Annotated in this window: 17 protein-coding genes; 9 read left to right on the forward strand and 8 right to left on the reverse strand. The window is 41.9% G+C overall.

Annotated features, from left to right (window positions below; genetic code table 11):
* The first annotated feature begins 6 nt into the window (after positions 1-6).
* Together MP3633_RS15140 and MP3633_RS15145 are read left to right on the forward strand one after the other, a co-directional pair.
* Entirely contained in the window at positions 7-1437 is a 1431-nt protein-coding gene (locus MP3633_RS15140) for an aldehyde dehydrogenase family protein (RefSeq protein ID WP_176336151.1), read from the forward strand.
* Between the two features lie 82 nt (positions 1438-1519).
* Positions 1520-2707, forward strand: a complete 1188-nt coding sequence (locus tag MP3633_RS15145; RefSeq protein WP_176336152.1) for a multidrug effflux MFS transporter — start codon at positions 1520-1522, stop codon at positions 2705-2707.
* Positions 2708-2874: 167 nt separating this feature from the next.
* Here MP3633_RS15145 and MP3633_RS15150 read toward each other — a convergent pair whose 3' ends face one another.
* The 3 genes from MP3633_RS15150 to MP3633_RS15160 form a co-directional block, all read right to left on the reverse strand.
* Positions 2875-3450: an NAD(P)H-dependent oxidoreductase gene (locus MP3633_RS15150; RefSeq protein WP_176336153.1), complete on the reverse strand. Its 576-nt coding sequence runs from the start codon at positions 3448-3450 to the stop codon at positions 2875-2877.
* Positions 3451-3487: 37 nt separating this feature from the next.
* Positions 3488-3865, reverse strand: a complete 378-nt coding sequence (locus MP3633_RS15155) for a MerR family transcriptional regulator (RefSeq protein WP_176336154.1) — start codon at positions 3863-3865, stop codon at positions 3488-3490.
* Between the two features lie 348 nt (positions 3866-4213).
* Positions 4214-4738, reverse strand: a complete 525-nt coding sequence (locus MP3633_RS15160; RefSeq protein WP_342356115.1) for a GNAT family N-acetyltransferase — start codon at positions 4736-4738, stop codon at positions 4214-4216.
* Positions 4739-5136: 398 nt separating this feature from the next.
* Here MP3633_RS15160 and MP3633_RS15165 point away from each other — a divergent pair, with 398 nt between their 5' ends.
* From MP3633_RS15165 to hpaR, 3 genes are all read left to right on the forward strand, one after another.
* On the forward strand, positions 5137-6306 hold the full coding sequence (locus MP3633_RS15165; protein ID WP_176336155.1) for a p-hydroxyphenylacetate 3-hydroxylase oxygenase component: 1170 nt from the start codon (positions 5137-5139) through the stop codon (positions 6304-6306).
* Positions 6307-6373: 67 nt separating this feature from the next.
* Positions 6374-7288, forward strand: a complete 915-nt coding sequence (locus MP3633_RS15170; RefSeq protein ID WP_176336156.1) for a p-hydroxyphenylacetate 3-hydroxylase reductase component — start codon at positions 6374-6376, stop codon at positions 7286-7288.
* Between the two features lie 383 nt (positions 7289-7671).
* Complete coding sequence (gene hpaR / locus MP3633_RS15175; RefSeq protein WP_244959675.1) at positions 7672-8157, forward strand: homoprotocatechuate degradation operon regulator HpaR; 486 nt, start codon at positions 7672-7674, stop codon at positions 8155-8157.
* Between the two features lie 25 nt (positions 8158-8182).
* On the opposite strand, the gene MP3633_RS15180 is transcribed toward hpaR, so the two are convergent.
* The 5 genes from MP3633_RS15180 to MP3633_RS15200 all read right to left on the reverse strand — a co-directional run bounded on the left by MP3633_RS15180 (position 8183) and on the right by MP3633_RS15200 (position 13185).
* Positions 8183-9028: a DUF72 domain-containing protein gene (locus tag MP3633_RS15180; protein WP_244959677.1), complete on the reverse strand. Its 846-nt coding sequence runs from the start codon at positions 9026-9028 to the stop codon at positions 8183-8185.
* Positions 9029-9039: 11 nt separating this feature from the next.
* On the reverse strand, positions 9040-9984 hold the full coding sequence (locus MP3633_RS15185) for a LysR family transcriptional regulator (RefSeq protein WP_176336158.1): 945 nt from the start codon (positions 9982-9984) through the stop codon (positions 9040-9042).
* 277 nt (positions 9985-10261) lie between these two features.
* Positions 10262-10600 carry a RidA family protein gene (locus tag MP3633_RS15190; protein WP_176336159.1) on the reverse strand — a complete coding sequence of 113 codons (339 nt, stop codon included), beginning with the start codon at positions 10598-10600 and terminating at the stop codon, positions 10262-10264.
* Between the two features lie 31 nt (positions 10601-10631).
* On the reverse strand, positions 10632-11882 hold the full coding sequence (locus MP3633_RS15195; protein WP_176336160.1) for an NAD(P)/FAD-dependent oxidoreductase: 1251 nt from the start codon (positions 11880-11882) through the stop codon (positions 10632-10634).
* Positions 11883-12144: 262 nt separating this feature from the next.
* Positions 12145-13185: a histone deacetylase family protein gene (locus MP3633_RS15200; RefSeq protein WP_176336161.1), complete on the reverse strand. Its 1041-nt coding sequence runs from the start codon at positions 13183-13185 to the stop codon at positions 12145-12147.
* 345 nt (positions 13186-13530) lie between these two features.
* Here MP3633_RS15200 and MP3633_RS15205 point away from each other — a divergent pair, with 345 nt between their 5' ends.
* The 4 genes from MP3633_RS15205 to MP3633_RS15220 all read left to right on the forward strand — a co-directional run bounded on the left by MP3633_RS15205 (position 13531) and on the right by MP3633_RS15220 (position 16323).
* Positions 13531-13698: a hypothetical protein gene (locus MP3633_RS15205; RefSeq protein ID WP_176336162.1), complete on the forward strand. Its 168-nt coding sequence runs from the start codon at positions 13531-13533 to the stop codon at positions 13696-13698.
* Positions 13699-14020: 322 nt separating this feature from the next.
* A complete protein-coding gene (locus MP3633_RS15210) occupies positions 14021-14824 on the forward strand; it encodes a transporter substrate-binding domain-containing protein (RefSeq protein WP_176336163.1) in 804 nt (267 codons plus the stop codon).
* A 176-nt stretch (positions 14825-15000) separates the two neighbouring features.
* Complete coding sequence (locus MP3633_RS15215) at positions 15001-15657, forward strand: amino acid ABC transporter permease (RefSeq protein ID WP_176336164.1); 657 nt, start codon at positions 15001-15003, stop codon at positions 15655-15657.
* Between the two features lie 12 nt (positions 15658-15669).
* Positions 15670-16323: an amino acid ABC transporter permease gene (locus tag MP3633_RS15220; RefSeq protein ID WP_112140997.1), complete on the forward strand. Its 654-nt coding sequence runs from the start codon at positions 15670-15672 to the stop codon at positions 16321-16323.
* Positions 16324-16356 lie beyond the last annotated feature (33 nt).

Below are 16356 nucleotides of genomic sequence, written 5' to 3' on the forward strand. Positions count from 1 at the left end.
ATCAACATGTTGCAATCAAGCTACCCTTTTTACCTCGCTAACAAACCCGTTTATGCCAATCAGGATCTAGCGGTCACCAATAAATACAACAACCAAGTCGCGACCCATGTGGCAATGGCGAGTGTGGCCGACATAGACAAAGCCATCGGCGCCGCGGACAAGGCAAAACACGCCATGCAAGCTTTGCCGGCGTATAAGCGTCAGGCGATTTTACAACATTGCATCACGCGCTTTAAAGAACGCTTTGAAGAACTGGCTTACGCCCTTTGCATCGAAGCGGGCAAACCAATCAAAGACTCACGCGGTGAAGTAACGCGCCTTATTGATACTTTCCAAATTGCGGCCGAAGAAGCGACTCGAATCTATGGTGAAGTCATGCCAATGGATATTTCGCCTCGTTCTGAAGACTATCAAGGCATGTGGAAACGCGTTCCTATCGGGCCATGTTCGTTCATTTCACCGTTTAATTTCCCACTGAATTTGGCCGCTCATAAAATCGCCCCCGCCATTGCAGCGGGCTGTCCGTTTATTTTAAAGCCTGCCAGCCTGACACCAGTGAGCGCTTTAATTGTGGCGGAGATTCTTGCCGAAACCGATTTACCCGAAGGTGCGTTTTCTATCTTGCCTTGCCATCGTGATGGCGCGGACTTGTTCACCACAGATGAGCGCTTAAAGCTGTTGAGTTTCACAGGTTCCCCTGACGTTGGTTGGGCCTTAAAAGCCAAGGCAGGCAAAAAACCGGTGGTATTAGAACTTGGTGGCAACGCCGCTTGTATCGTCGATCACGACACTGACCTAGACGATGCCGTACAACGCATTATCTTCGGCGCTTATTATCAGTCAGGACAAAGTTGTATCAGTGTACAGCGTATTATTGTGCACGAATCTCTGTACGACGATGCCAAAGCACGCCTTATTAACGCCGTGAATAACCTCGTTATGGGTGACCCATTAAATGAGACAACCTTCATCGGGCCAATGATTTCTGAAAAAGAAGCCGCTCGTTTACACGGTTGGATCGAAGAAGCACGTAATGGTGGCGCAACGGTTTTGGCTGGTGGTCACCGCAAAGGCGCGATGCTGGAAGCCACTTTGATTGAAAACGTAAAACCAGAGATGTCTATTTCGTCACAAGAAGCCTTTGGCCCTGTGGCCATTTTATCTAAATTCTCTGACTTCGACGCTGCACTGGAAGAAGTCAATAACTCGGACTTTGGTTTACAAGCGGGCATTTTCACTAAGGATATTTACAAGGCTTACAAAGCATGGGAAGTACTGGAAGTGGGCGGTGTTGTGATTGGCGATGTACCTTCTTGGCGCGTTGATCACATGCCTTATGGCGGTGTGAAAGACAGTGGCTTAGGCCGTGAAGGTGTGCGCTTTGCCATTGAAGATATGACCGAACTAAAGCTGATGGTACTTAGAACACCAAAATAAGCCGTTTTCGCCACTGTAAAAGTCGATAACCGCAAATGTTATCAGCTTTTAGCTTTGCCAAATAGATTATCAGAGATTCGCTATGACGCACTCCAATACTCAGCCACTTTCTAAATGGATGATCCCTCTGCTCGGCTATTTGGTGTCTTTTGGGCCACTGTCCATCGACATGTACTTACCCAGCCTGCCTACTATTGCCAATGATCTGGGCAGTTCACAGGTCACGATTCAATACACTATTACAACATTCTTGTTTGGCATGGCGATAGGCATGTTGCTCTTTGGTCCCATGTCCGACTTGATGGGGCGCAAAAAATTACTGCTCATCGGCACCGCCTCCTACGCCATCAGTAGCATTGGTTGTGCCTTAGTTAATGATGGCGACACCTTAATTCTATTACGCTTTCTGCAAGCACTGGGTGCCGCCGCCGCAGGGGTACTTGGACGTGCTTTAGTCCGAGATTTATTTCCTCTCGATAAAGCCGCAGGAATTCTTTCCAATATGCATATCATCTCCATGGGTGTGATGCTGATGTCGCCTATTTTAGGGGCCTATATTGTCACTTGGCTGGATTGGCGTTGGATTTTCTATTTTCTCTCGGCGCTTTCTTTTCTGGCCTTGATCGGTATCTTTTTTATTATCCAAGAACCGAAAATAAACTTCACTACTAAAACAAGTATTCGTGGTTACTTGGCCGTTTATGGCGAGTGTCTGAGCAACAAAAAAATCACCTTCTACTTACTCGCAAACGGTTTTTCTTTTGGTGGTATGTTTGCCTTCATCGCTGCTTCGGCTTTCGTCTACATTAATTTTTTTGGCTTTTCTGAAACCGCTTACGCGGTGGTGTTTTCCTCTAATATCGCCATGGTGATTGCCGCGACCTTTATCAACAAAGGGTTAGTGAGCAAGTTTACTGTCTATAAAGCATTACGTGTGACATCCACTACCTCGTTAACCGCAGCCTTAATGATTTTTATCGTCGCCCTCTTTTTCCCAAAAAACGTGTCACTCTTTATAGCCGTAACCATGTTGTACATTAGTGTAACAGGTGCTATAGGTGCCAATAGCTTGGCGTGTTTGTTTGACTTAAAGCCATCAAGAGCAGGCACCATGGCAGGACTGCTTGTTTCAACTCAGTTTATTGTGGGTGGCATTGTCAGCGCCATAACCAGCTTGATATTTGATGGTTCCGCGAGCTCATTACTCGTGACGATGGGAATCTGTGGAGGGCTGAGTTATTTATTTCACCTTATATCCCAAAGGCCTTAGTGAAGCCTCAACGGAATGATGTCCCCATGGGACGCTTTGCTATCGAAAATCAGCTGGAATGGATTTACATTGGTAGAATAAATGCACGAGCTAAAAACAATAAAAAAAGAACATGGAAATGTTCTTTTTAAAGGGACTCTACAGTCCTCAAGTCTACATTAATTAAGCTATTGGCCTTTATTAGCAATTTCCTGAACGGTCTTTTCCCAATGCAATTTGTCTTCAGCATTCGACGCTATAATTGAGCCAAAAAGAGTAATTTCTGCTTTTTCAACGCCACAAAACTGCAACGTATAAAGATCCAACTGTGCGAGAGCTGGCGCAGCTTGCTCCTCTGCATAGTCCGATGGTGCATCCATTGTCACTATAATTCTAGACGTTTTCCCTTTCAATAACGGCAATGGTAAAGGATTATTGCCCTCATATTTGAATGAAAAAACAGGTAAAAATGTTCTATCAAATAAACCTTTTAGTTTTGCTGGTAGACCACCCCACCAAATGGGCGTGATAATAACGATATGGTCAGCCCATAATATTGCTTTTTGAAAATCGGCTAAACAAGGCTCTAACTCTTGCCTCGCATCGTATCCACAATCAAGGCTTGGGTTGAATTCCATATTTGATAAATTGAAACGTCTAATATCAAAATGTTCACTTGCGTTAATTTCGTATCGGTCACCTAAATGTTGGCAATAGCTACTGGATTTAGGGTTTCCGTTTAGAACAACTATTTTCTTTGTCATCTTACTCATCTCCTATTTTGTGAGTCTGACAACTATTCTAATCTCTGCCCTTAAGGGGAGAGTCAACACTTAATGGACAAAAATCTATCGTTAACAAACACTTTTCGACTCTTGACACTTTCATATTTAAGTCATCAATTTTGAGTAATAATTGCTGTTTAAACTCTAATAGAAATTTTCCAACACCCGACCAGTCAACATCACCATTTTTATAGACAATTCCACTTTTTAGCTGAGATAAGGTGACGCCTAGTAATTTTGCCTCTTTAATCAGGTTTAGAATATCGAGATGTGACTCACTATAGACTCGATATTTTCCTTTTCTTGGTGGTGGCATGATCAAGCCCTTTTCCTCGTACACACGAATAGCTTTAATTGAAAGCCCTGTTATTTTAGCCACTTCACCTATGTACATTTTCACCCTAATCTTATGAGGAGACTGTTGGAATTTTCTATTCTCAGCCTGTTTATTTAATAAAAATCACACTATTTGACATCGACTTGAGATTCAATGGGTCATGTTATTATCGATAACGGATTGATTAAATGAGCTAAAAATGGAATGTGAGATCTGTTTATCAACGATGTTCGTTTCAATCTGAACTTGCCTACTTTATAGAGTCAAATCAAGAAATAGCGCCTAGTTTAGCGGCACAGAATAGCTAGACAAAATATGTCAGGATCGAAGCTCAGGCAACTGTACTTTGTTCGCTTGAGCTTCGTGTTATATATGAAAATTTCACTTTAGAACAAAGAGGCATGACTAACGAGTATGCTCGAAGCGTAGATTGCCGTCATCAACTCCAACTTCCCTAAAACCATTAAAAATCAACACTCTTTTTGACGCTTCATTTTCCGGAGCGGTATGAGCAACAATACTGTTTGTTTTTTCAAAGGTCGATGCATGTAAAACAAGCGCCTTCACTATTTCTGTCGCATAGCCCTGTCTCTGCCACTCAGGTAGCACAGAATAGCCAATTTCTACTACGCCATTACTATCTGGGGGACCAAAATAACCCCCTGAACCAACAAGAACCCTTTTCCTTGAAACGGGATCAATATTTATAGCATACCAGCCATACCAACCCTTAGCGGCTTCACCACCATTTTCGAAACAGGAAAGAAAAAACGCCATGGCATCTCGGTCATATTCACCAGGAGGCCAATCACTTGAAACATCTGCATTTAGTTTTTCAGAAAGTAACTGTGGTGTTTCAAGCTCTATACGAATATGGGCAGATGAGGATGATATTAGTTCGATGCGATCTGATATTAAATTTTTAATAATTTTGGTTTACTCCACTATTAGAATTTGTAACGCATAACAGCCCAATAGTATGCATGTGAATTCATACTATTGAAGATTCTCTTAATGTAACTATAAATAACTGAATTATAAGTATTTTATAACCCTAATCATAATCAATTAAAACAAATACAACTGGTATTATAAAAAATATGAACCTTAAATTGAGCTTATTTTTCGTACTCTCTACACACAGTAATGACATAACACGCATCAATACTGTCGCCCATTTAATCGTAAGGTATCGTCCAATCCTCTAACATTCTAGAAAAGTACCAGCAATTATCTCAAATCTGCATTCTCTTCTGTCGTCATAACGCGAATACTTTAAACATCGATTTTTACTCAAGTGCCATACAAAAATAATTAAGGTAAATACCATGCAAAGAGCGAATCCTTTACTTACCCGATTACAAACTGTCTTGCCTAAAATCGCAGAAAATGCGCCTTTGGCCGAAGAGCTTCGACAAGCGCCACAAGAAAGCATCGATTTGCTCAAGCAAGTCGGTCTTCATAAAGCTTTTTTACCCAAAGCCTACGGTGGCTACGAAATATCTTTGCCTGAATTTGGCGACTGTATTGTTGCTCTGGCAGGGGCTTGTGCCAGTACCGCATGGGCATTTAGCTTATTGTGTACGCACAATCACCAAATTGGTCTGTTCCCTAAACAAGCGCAAGATGACATGTGGAAAGACGACCCAGACGCATTAGCCAGCAGCAGTATTGCGCCTTTTGGCAAATATCTAGAAGCCGATGGCGGTGTTATGTTTACTGGCGACATGCGTTGGAGCAGCGGTTGTGATCATGCCCAATGGGCGCTTTGTGGCTTCTTGCGAGATAACGCGGAAGGTAAAAAAGACCATTGTTTCGCCTTGATTCCTGCGACGGATTACACCATTGATGACGATTGGCAAGCCGCTGCGATGAAAGGCAGTGGTACAAAAACGCTCGTGATTCGCGACAAATTTGTTCCAGAGCACAGAATTCAAAAAGCCAAAGATATGATGGAAGGTAAATCGGGTGGCTTTGGCTTATACCCTGACAGTAAGATCTTTTACGCACCCTACCGCCCTTATTTTGCATCCGGCTTTTCGGCAATTAGTTTAGGAATTTCAGAGCGTATGTTAGCCGTCTTTAAAGAAGCAACTCAGGGCCGAATTCGGGCTTATACCGGCGCTAAGGTGGGTACCGCTACGCCCGCTTTGTTACGTATTGCCGAATCGTCTCATCAAGTCATGGCGGCACGTGCTTTTCTAGAAAAAACATGGGAAGACCACGCTGAATACGCCGAAGCTCACCGTTACCCTGATCAAGCAAAATTGGCCGAGTGGCGTACTAATCAAGCTTACGTCGTCAAAATGTGCATTGAAGCCGTTGATCGTTTGTTCAGTAGCATGGGCGCAAGTCATTGGTATCTTGATAAAGAAGCTCAGCGGTTGTTCCGCGATAGCCATGTCACCGGCGCTCACGCTTACACGGATTACGATGTGTGCGCACAAATATTTGGTCGAGAAGTAATGGGATTAGAGCCTGACCCAAGCCTTCTTTAGTGTACGACTACTAAGCCCATATACTGTGAGCGAGACCATCAGACTTAAAAGAATAAGAGAGAAGATTATGAACTTCGATGCAAAAGATTTTAGACGAGCACTCGGTAACTTCGCCACTGGCGTGACCGTAGTGACTGCTCAGGATGCGGATGGTAATAAAGTCGGCGTCACGGCAAACAGCTTTAATTCCGTTTCGCTAGACCCACCATTGGTTTTATGGAGCCTAGTGAAAACCTCTAGCAGCTATGACATATTTGAAAAATCTGAACATTTTGCCGTCAATATTCTAGCGGCTGACCAAATCGATTTATCCAATAACTTCGCCAAGCCCAGTGACGATAAATTTGCTGGTATAGAATATAATCTTGGCGCTGGCAACAGCCCTATTCTTAAAGACACCACAGCAAACTTTCAATGTGAAAAGCATCAGGTGATCGATGGTGGTGACCATTGGATCATGATTGGTAAAGTAGTGGTTTTTGAACATGTTGGCCGTAATCCATTACTGTATGTTCAAGGCAGCTACGCTGGTGCGATCCCCTTTACTGGATCTGCGTCATCCGATCACACTGTCGTACCAGCCGACACGTTAAAAAGACTGAATAACAATGCATTCTATTTAATGAATAAGGTTTTGCAAAAAATTCAGGAAAACTACTTACCAAAACAAGCATCGATTGGTTTAAATACCAGCGAAGCTCGCTTACTGTTGGTATTGAGTGACACTCAAGAAGTCAGTCTTGATGTATTAAAAGAATTAGTCACTATACCCGCTACTGATGTGGAGTCGGGGATAGAGCGCTTAACGCAAACAGGTCTAATCACTCAATCATTAGCATTAACGGCAAAAGGCCAGGACATGGCGGCGCGGTTGTGGGACATCGCTAACAAACAACAAGACGATATTTTTGGTGCGTTTAGCGAAGAAGACTACAGCCAATTCAAGCAGCTAATGCAAAGCGTGTTAAAACAACTTAACTAATCTGTACATTAGGTTATTGGCTTTCTTTAATAGCGCCAAAAAGCAAAGATCCCTTAATCGGGATTTTTTGCTTTTTTAATCTACGAATGACACTCTTCTCCAGCATGGCCACTGGCTTAATAGATGGTTAGCAACTTTTCTATGGTGCGATTTTCGCACAATGCATTCCCCTTATTGTTAACTCGGCGCCAGAACTCGTATTTTTGCTAATTTCCCCCTTGCATGAGCCTTGCCGTTTGGACACACCTAAGACATTGCTCGAAAACAACTCAGCCAACTGAAAAGAACTAAGTAGATTGTAAGCACCAAATAACTTGATGTTTAATCTATGCAAGCTGGCAAGCATTTTGCTATATTGGGTAGTTAACATATTAAGTAGTTTTATGTTTGTCCTTAACATCAATCCGAACACCCAACGCCATAACCAAGTTGTTATTAAAAATCCTATGAAAAAACTAGAAGACTCTCTGACGCTACAACTATTGAGATCACGCGAATCGGCGATGCAATTCTTCCGCCCCATTCTTCAGGAAACAGGCTTTACAGAGCAGCAATGGCGAGTTATCCGAGTGCTAAATGATAATGGTCAGTTGGATGCTAAACAGCTTGCTGAACGCTGCTGTATTTTAAGCCCCAGTTTGACCAGAATCATCAGTCGCTTCGAGTCCGATGGTCTCATTATTCGAAATCGCTCAGAGCACGACCAACGTATCACCTTGTTGTCGCTTAGTGATAAAGCCACGGAGATTTTTAAAGAAATCAGCCCTAAAATAGACCAAGCTTACGCCAGTTTGATTGGTAAATTGGGAGAAGAAAAGATGCAGCAACTGAGCCGATTACTAACGGAAGTGACTCGATTAGCCCCATAGACGAGACAGTATTCAACGTCACGCACTACCAAAGACTCGACTGTTCCTGACTTTGTGGAAGCTGCAATACTGGCTGATAATTTGGGCTCAAAAGCTGAATTTTTTGATCCAGCTGAGCAGCGAGAGTGGGCGCGGCGATGTTATCGGATGAATGTACGAAAACGAACGGAGACAGGCCTTCTAGTAACCACTGAGACAACTTGGCCGCCCATTGCTCTAACCAAACATCATTGCGCGGTAAATCCGGATGGCCAATAAAACGAATCACTGGATGCTGAGCCGTCGCAATAGGATGACAAGGTACTCTTGGTTTTTTACTTTGCGCATCGACTAAACTCTCGCAGTACGCTTCTGTCGAAAATACTGGCCTCGAATCCATCACGACTCTATTCACACCACGCTCAGACAAACCGGTTAATAAATATTGTTCGGTGTGCGTTTTATCAAAATACGCTAAATGGCGCACTTCAACCGACAAAGGCGTTTCTAATGTCCACATATCACACAATGCCAACACTTTATCAAGAGAGCGCTCGTCACATGTGGCGGGGAACTGCAACATTGTCGGGCCAAGCTTGCTTTGCAATGGCCGCAGGGATTCGATAAACGCCAACCAATCCCGCTGAATTTCGTTCCAAGGTCTATCTGACAAACGATGTGTTACGGTTTGAGGGGCTTTAAAACAAAATTGAAAATCATCAACAACCGCATCAAACCAACGTAATAACTGAGCCTGTTCGACTTTCGTATAAAACGTACTACCGACTTCGACGGTGGAAAAAAACGTTGAATAACGCCCGATTCTTTCGGAGGAAGAGAGTGCGCTGGGATAAAGCCAATTCACCCATGCGGGATGTTGCCATTGGGCCATACCATAGCGGATCATTCGTTTTTAGACGGGTCGTTTACTGCAATATCGAATTCTACAATTTCTTCGATAAACTTAGCTTCTATGAGTGACAACATTCTGTGCTTATGCCAAAAAATATGAACAGGTATGTCAGCAACCCCTTCTTTGGGTGGTAAACGCCTAAGCTTGGATTCTAGGTAAGTCGCTGCAATAAATTGATCAGGTAAAGCACCAATACCGTATCCAGTATAAATCAGACGAACCGCTTCATCTAAATTATTGGTATAGGCACTAACGCGACCAGTTAAGCCATTAGCTTCTTTAAATAACGTAATTGGAGAGAGGACATCACCAATTTCTTCACTAACCAACGCAATGAAATCTTCTTGTAATAGGTCATTTAAACTCAAATTGGATGCTGAAAACAAAGGGTGATGATACCCACAATATAGATAAAATCGTTGTTCAAATAATAGTTTTTGGTTAAGTATTTCAGGGGTGTGTCTACCTAAACAAATACCAATGGCAGGATTTTTTTGTTTAATATCATTTAAAATTTCCTTGCTTGATTTCACAATCAAATCCAACGTGATGTTTGGATACTTCTTTTTAAAATATACGAGGAAGTCATTGTATTTTGGGTTGTGAATTCGGCTGGCCACTAAAAGCTTAATCTCACCTTCTAAAAGGTGTGAGTTACTTCCTTTCATCGCCTCAATGGAGGTGATTTCTGTGAAAATTGTTTGAGCAACTTGCAAACAGTAATGCCCAATTGGTGTAAGTTTTAAAGGCTTGGTATTACGTATAACAAGTTGGCTTTCAATCTTTTCTTCTAACTTTTTGAGGCTTTGACTGACTGCCGATTGGGTAATATTTAAACGGTTAGCTGCAGCACTAACACTACCCTCTTCATATATAACAATTAGCACATGAAGCAACGTCCAATTCAAACTATCTGCTAATTTTTGTTCTATCATAAAAATCACAGCACTTATATTTTAGATATGTTTATATCTGAAAACGAAAAACACCAAAATACGTTAGGTTTTCTAACACTTAAAATCACATAATTTTGGTGGATTTTTCATCATATTTCCAATTGATAATACAACATAGTTAGATATAGCGCAGCTTTTCTCTTATTTATGATGTCGTTTGAAATGAAAAAAACAGTTCATGTTAAAAGGTCCAAGATCACGATCAACATCGCTTTTTCAACACCTTCAATGATATAAGATTTTTGTGCTTAAGCCTTTATTCAGCGGCGATGACGGTGATCTCCACCAACAAATTAGGGTGCGCTAAAAGTGATTCTCCGCACGCTCTAGCTGGAGGTATTGTATCGTCAAACCACTTATCCCATACTGCATTCATCGCTTCAAAGTCAGTCATGCTTTTCAGCCATACCGTGGCTGATAGTATTTTTGTTTTATCACTACCTACTTCTTCTAACAATGCTTGTATTTTACTCAAGCAGGTTAACGTCTGAGCCGCCACATCTTCATCAATGGCCCCTACTTGGCCTGATAAATATACCGTCTTATTGTGAGTAACAATTTGGCTCATACGTTGGTTATACTTAATTTTTTGCATCGGTATTTATTCCTATTCCATAATTTTTTTATTACATGCTAGCGAAGCGTTGAGCGCCAAATGCGCTAACGTCTACCGTCACGGGTTTATTGTGAATTAACTCTTCAATGATACGTCCTGTAATTGGCCCCAGCGTGAAGCCTTGATGGCCATGACCGAAAGCGAACCACAAATTAGCGTGTTTACCGGAAGCACCTATCACAGGCTTCATATCAGGCATACAGGGTCTAGATCCACACCATGGTTCACTCTCTACTTGATCGTTCAACGGTAAGATTTTTTTAGCAAAAGCCAACACAGCAGACAGTTGTCCTAAGTCTTTTTCCGCTTCCATTAGCGTCATCTCTGCGCCTGTGGTAATACGAACACCTTGCTGCATTGGCCCCATGACAAACCCTTTGTCTATGTCGACCAAGCTATGATTAATAGTATTTTGATGTGTTGTTTCAAAGTGTTGGTGATAACCTCGCATCGGAAATAAAGGTAAATCATAACCTAAAGGTTTTATCAGCTGGTTAGACCATGGCCCTGCTGCAATCACTAGATGATCACTATAAAAAATATCGTCATCGGTGATTATTTGCCAACCATCACCGCTGGGCAAAATTTCTTTGACACTACACTCACATATTGAACCCTGCATATCTTGGAAGCTTTTGGCATAGGCTTTCACCAAGGCTCCGGGGTTCGAAACTTGCCACGAATTTAACCAGTGAATGGCACCAATAAACCCTTCAAAGTTACCATTAGGTTCTAATTTCTTTAATTCAGGCAGAGAAAGAACGTGATGTTCAACCCCCTGTGCACGTCCATTCTTAGCGGCCTCAACGGCCGCCTGAAATTTCGCTTCCGTTCGATGCATTTCAATCCAGCCATCACGTCTGATCAAATTTTCGGCGTTGGCTGCCGTGATCATTTCCTGATGTTCGCGCGTACAATGCTCAATGAGAGTTTGCCACTCTTTCTCAATTTTTTGGACAGAAGACTGCGCTGAAAAACGCCAGTACTGTAGTAACGCTTGGCGATACCGAAGGAGCGCAGGCCAACGATAACGGATATCGGTATTTTTATTAGGCAATACTTTCAACAACTCAATCGGCTGTCTTGGAAAAGGGTGAACATGAATCGCCTCTCGTTGGATCAGCCCAGCATTACCGTAAGATGTTTCAGATCCGGGCGATTTTTTATCGATTAGTAGAACCTTAGAATTATTTTTCTGAAGATGCCACGCAATCGATGTCCCAACCATACCAGCACCAATAACAATGACTTCATAGCGCATAACGTATTTCCTTTACGATGGGTATATAAAAATCACACATTCTTCGACATATATATCCGGACGACAATAGCTTTATAATAAATAAAGACATAACGAACAGACCTAATATATCTAAAACGAGACATAATAACCTATCAACGTAATGAATGAAAAAATCGAGGTCAGTAATACAAAAAAACAGCCATTATAATGAATGATTCAATATTATTTGATAGTTTAATCACAAAATAAAAAACATAGTGAAGTAAACATATATAAAGAATTATTGTTTTTCTTCTGATATAAATCCAGACAAAAAAGCCTGTAAGTTTTCACTCAGCTTTTCTATACAGTAACCACCTTCTACTAAGACGATAATGGGCTTATTTAGTGCTTTCATTTTTTTTGCTAATTCCATAAAACCCTGTGTACTAACATGACATTTAGCTTGCGGATCGTCTTTATAGACATCAAAACCCAAGACATGAACGATCACATCTGGATTAAATAATGTTACATTATCGATCGCTTTATCCACATAACTAAAGAACCCCTTTTCATCTGTGCCATGAGGCATCGGATAATTAATATTATAGCCATAACCTTCGCCCTGACCTTTTTCGTGCTCGTGACCTGCAACCACTGGATAAAAATTAATCGGACTACCGTGTACAGAGGTATACAGTACATCTTTACGATCATAAAAAATTTCTTGTATGCCCTGACCGTGATGCATATCTGTATCAATAATGGCAATCTTTTGATATTTCTGACGCAAATGCTGAGCAATAATCGCCGCATTGTTTAGATAGCAAAAACCGCCCGCTGAGCTTTTTCGAGCATGGTGGCCTGCCGGTCTCGTTAAACATATTTGAATCTCATTCTGCGGTATTCTTTCCTTTAATAATGAGTCAGCCGCATTTAATGCGGTTTGAGCAGACCAGTAGATAGATGTCCATGAATACTTGCCTATTGGGGCACTACCATCCGCTTGGTATTGAGCTGCTTTTGCCAAGATACCAAGTCCAGCATTATTAGTTGACGCATAAATTGAGGTTTGGACCTCTTCTCCCATTTCCTCACCCAACGCCGTCCATTCATCGTAACCGTGTTTTAGAAAATCAACATAGCCTAAATCATGTATTGCTAAAATAGGGTCAATCCCTATTTCTATAGCATCTGTGACTTTTAACCCCATTACTTTAGGTGCCTTTAATAACTCAACCAACCTCTCAGGCATCTCTTGCGGCAGGTGCATCTTCCCTCGAGAATAATAACCTTTAGGCTTATGGAGCTTTTGATTTTCGTGACTGTATATTTTCATATTGCTCGCTCTATTAATTCTTAGAAGAACCATCATGACGTCAATATTAAGCGCCAAGATTTCATTATAAAAAGTCAGTTAAAACCATATGAAAGCTAAATGATAAACTTTCTTATTAAATATTAATTTTTCACTTTCCAGTCAATATATTGTTCCATATATTTAAGGTCAAATTATATAAAATAATATAAGGTATTAGCTAAGCTAATAACATTGATATAAAAAATAATATAAAACACTTTATGACTAAATAAAGAACATCTTTCGTTGAAATTATTTTTTAGTTGTTCATATAATGAATTAAATCAAAAAAACGCTACCTTGTTTTTGATAATGAAAAATACAATGTCTAACCATGCTGTTTTTTACTTGATCAGTGATGACATGCTAGTTGTGAGTCATACCACTGGCATTTATATCCGGGATACTAAAGGGCGTCGACGCATTGATACGAACTCTGGAGCCATCACCTGCAATATTGAACGCGATCATCCCACCGTAAACGCGGCATGATCAAGCAACTCGAAAGCCAGGTTGCGCTGGACCAAGTAGGTCATCTGGTCGATCTGACTCTCAGTGAACTGGATAACGTTTTTCTTTATGGACAGTCGTTAAAAAGTAATAAGAGTCTGTGTTTGATATCAAAAATTTAGAAGGTGATAGACAAAAATTTAATATATCGACAAGTAAAGAAATCATTAAAACGATCGATACTTAAAATATATCAATCACAAGTAATCCTCACGTAATAAGACCAGTTATTAACCAGTATAAAAAGTTGCGATGCATAATAATATGCATCGTTTTATAAAATAAACTGAATGGGAATAGCAATATGAAGGCATTTACTAAAAAAATTTCTCAATCTCTAGCTGCTGCCGCAGTGGTTGCAAGTGCAGTGTCAATGATGGCTATGCCAGTGCAGGCCCGTGATCTCAATGACATTCGTAACGACGTATTTCAAGTGGTTAACTCCGGTGCTTACCCTCCATTTAGTTTTGTTGACATCAAAGGCAACCTAGTCGGTTTCGATGTTGATATTGCCAAGGCTCTGGCTGAAAAGATGGGCGTAGAAGTTAACGTACAGTCATCCCCTTGGAACGGTATTATCGCCGCCATGGTCGGTGGCCGTTTTGATGCCTGTATTTGTAGCATGAGCGACACTGAAGAGCGCCGAAAAGCGGTTACTTTTACCGACCCTTACTACAGCGCAGGTCTAGCGGTTTGGGTAACGGGCGATACTGACGATGTTAACGGCCTGGGTGATTTCTCTGGCAAGCGAGTCGGCTCGACTTTGGGTGAAACTGGTAACCAATGGGCCGTGGAAAATGCTAACGGCAATTGGCGTAACCAGACCTTTCAAGGATTACCTGACATGATGAATGGCCTAACCACTGGGCGCATCGATATTATGATCGCTGATGATGTACCAGTAATGGTTGCCATTAGAGAAAACGACGCCGATATTAAAATGGTAGATGTCGGTAAATTACCGCGTTTTCCTGCGGCTATCTCCATTCAAAAAAACAAGCCTGAACTGCTTGCTGCACTTAATACGGCCCTAGCAGAAATTAAAGCTGACGGTACTTACCAGTCTGTGGTCGATAAGTGGATTGGTGTTGGTGCCAACATAGAGTAAAAGGCAAATAGAAGGTGAACCTATTGCAACGAATGCTTTAGGCCTCACCTTTTTGGTCAACACTTTGAACGTTGGCGCGCATAGCGCGACGCTGGATCGCGGTAACTAAGACACTATGCGTCACTGGTGATTAACATTTGTACGTTTTATCACTGAAAAAATGAAAAGGTAAGACCATGGATTTCAATTTAATGGTCGAGATCACGCCCCTATTGATCAAGGCGGCCTGGATCACGATCGATATTTCTGCCCGTTCACTCTTCTTTGGATTCTTTGTCGCGTGTGGATTGGTATTTTTGCAGTCTTTCCGCTTTGCTCCCATCCGCTGGTTTGCACGTGGTTATATCAGCGTAATTCGCGGAACGCCCTACTTTGTCCAATTGTTATTAGTATTCTATGGTGGGCCTAGCATTGGCTTACGACTTGACCCTATCACCTGTGGCGTCTTCGTCGGCGCTTTCAACATTGGTGCCTATATGAGCGAAGCCATTCGCGGCTCCATCGAATCTGTGAATAGCGGCCAAACCGAAGCGGCACGATCACTGGGGTTTGGCAGAGCACAAACATTGGTGTCTATTGTATTGCCTCAAGCCGCGGCACTGATGATTCGTTCTGTCGGGATATTGGCCATTGTTGTCGTAAAAAATTCCTCACTGGTTTCCATCATATCCGTGGTTGAGTTGACTTATGAAGCACAACGTTTGGTTGGTTCAACCTATAAGCCCCTAGAGATTTTCACTCTCAGTGGATTGATGTACATCATCATCGTTTACGCGGTCATGGGTATTATCGAATTAGCCTATCGTCGCGCAATGCGCTACACAACTCTATAGGAGGCCATACAGATGGAATTTGATTTCACCCCGGTAATAACCTACTTCCCAACTTTATTACAAGGCCTTGGTGTGGGCCTTCTCGTGGCTACCGTCGTTGCATTTATGTCAATTGTAGGAGGTCTGCTGGTAGCGGTAATCTCAATTTATGTCAATAAAGTGGTGAGCTGGCCTTTGCGCTTTTTTATCTGGCTATTCATGACCACACCGCTGTTGCTTCAACTCTATTTTTTGTATTTTGGACTCGGCGAGTGGATTCTCATTCCGGCTATCCTCGTTGGTATTCTTGGACTCGGTTTTCACTACATGGCTTATAATGCCGATATTTTCATTGCCACTATAAAGTCAGTGTCAAACGGTCAGTATGAGGCGTCACGATCACTTGGCTTTGGGCATGCTCGAACTATTTTCTACATCATTGTGCCGCAGGCTTTCATTCGTTCAATCCCGCAACTTGGCAATAATATGATTTTGATGGTGAAAGATACGTCTGTCTTATCTGCCATTGGTGTCGCTGAATTAGTGTATGCCTCCCAGTATGCAATCAGCGTTACATTCCGACCATTTGAGTTTTTCATCGTTATCGCGGTGATGTATTACATGGTCAATATTTTTATGGAACTCGGCCAAGCTTGGCTAGAGCGGAAAACGGCTTATCGTCGCTAAAACTTAACCGATTACAGAAAAAGGGTAGGAGAC

This window comes from Marinomonas primoryensis, assembly GCF_013372285.1.
Classification (GTDB): Bacteria; Pseudomonadota; Gammaproteobacteria; order Pseudomonadales; family Marinomonadaceae; genus Marinomonas; species Marinomonas primoryensis.

Bases quoted from the DNA above. Each gene is read 5' to 3' on its own strand.
- MP3633_RS15200 (WP_176336161.1), bottom strand. From the start codon at position 13,185: ATGAAAATATACAGTCACGAAAATCAAAAGCTCCATAAGCCTAAAGGT.
- MP3633_RS15220 (WP_112140997.1), top strand. From the start codon at position 15,670: ATGGAATTTGATTTCACCCCGGTAATAACCTACTTCCCAACTTTATTA.
- MP3633_RS15140 (WP_176336151.1), top strand. From the start codon at position 7: ATGTTGCAATCAAGCTACCCTTTTTACCTCGCTAACAAACCCGTTTAT.
- MP3633_RS15185 (WP_176336158.1), bottom strand. From the start codon at position 9,984: ATGATAGAACAAAAATTAGCAGATAGTTTGAATTGGACGTTGCTTCAT.
- MP3633_RS15215 (WP_176336164.1), top strand. From the start codon at position 15,001: ATGGATTTCAATTTAATGGTCGAGATCACGCCCCTATTGATCAAGGCG.
- hpaR (WP_244959675.1), top strand. From the start codon at position 7,672: ATGTTTGTCCTTAACATCAATCCGAACACCCAACGCCATAACCAAGTT.
- MP3633_RS15145 (WP_176336152.1), top strand. From the start codon at position 1,520: ATGACGCACTCCAATACTCAGCCACTTTCTAAATGGATGATCCCTCTG.
- MP3633_RS15205 (WP_176336162.1), top strand. From the start codon at position 13,531: ATGTCTAACCATGCTGTTTTTTACTTGATCAGTGATGACATGCTAGTT.
- MP3633_RS15195 (WP_176336160.1), bottom strand. From the start codon at position 11,882: ATGCGCTATGAAGTCATTGTTATTGGTGCTGGTATGGTTGGGACATCG.
- MP3633_RS15165 (WP_176336155.1), top strand. From the start codon at position 5,137: ATGCAAAGAGCGAATCCTTTACTTACCCGATTACAAACTGTCTTGCCT.
- MP3633_RS15210 (WP_176336163.1), top strand. From the start codon at position 14,021: ATGAAGGCATTTACTAAAAAAATTTCTCAATCTCTAGCTGCTGCCGCA.
- MP3633_RS15150 (WP_176336153.1), bottom strand. From the start codon at position 3,450: ATGACAAAGAAAATAGTTGTTCTAAACGGAAACCCTAAATCCAGTAGC.
- MP3633_RS15190 (WP_176336159.1), bottom strand. From the start codon at position 10,600: ATGCAAAAAATTAAGTATAACCAACGTATGAGCCAAATTGTTACTCAC.
- MP3633_RS15155 (WP_176336154.1), bottom strand. From the start codon at position 3,865: ATGTACATAGGTGAAGTGGCTAAAATAACAGGGCTTTCAATTAAAGCT.
- MP3633_RS15170 (WP_176336156.1), top strand. From the start codon at position 6,374: ATGAACTTCGATGCAAAAGATTTTAGACGAGCACTCGGTAACTTCGCC.
- MP3633_RS15180 (WP_244959677.1), bottom strand. From the start codon at position 9,028: ATGGCCCAATGGCAACATCCCGCATGGGTGAATTGGCTTTATCCCAGC.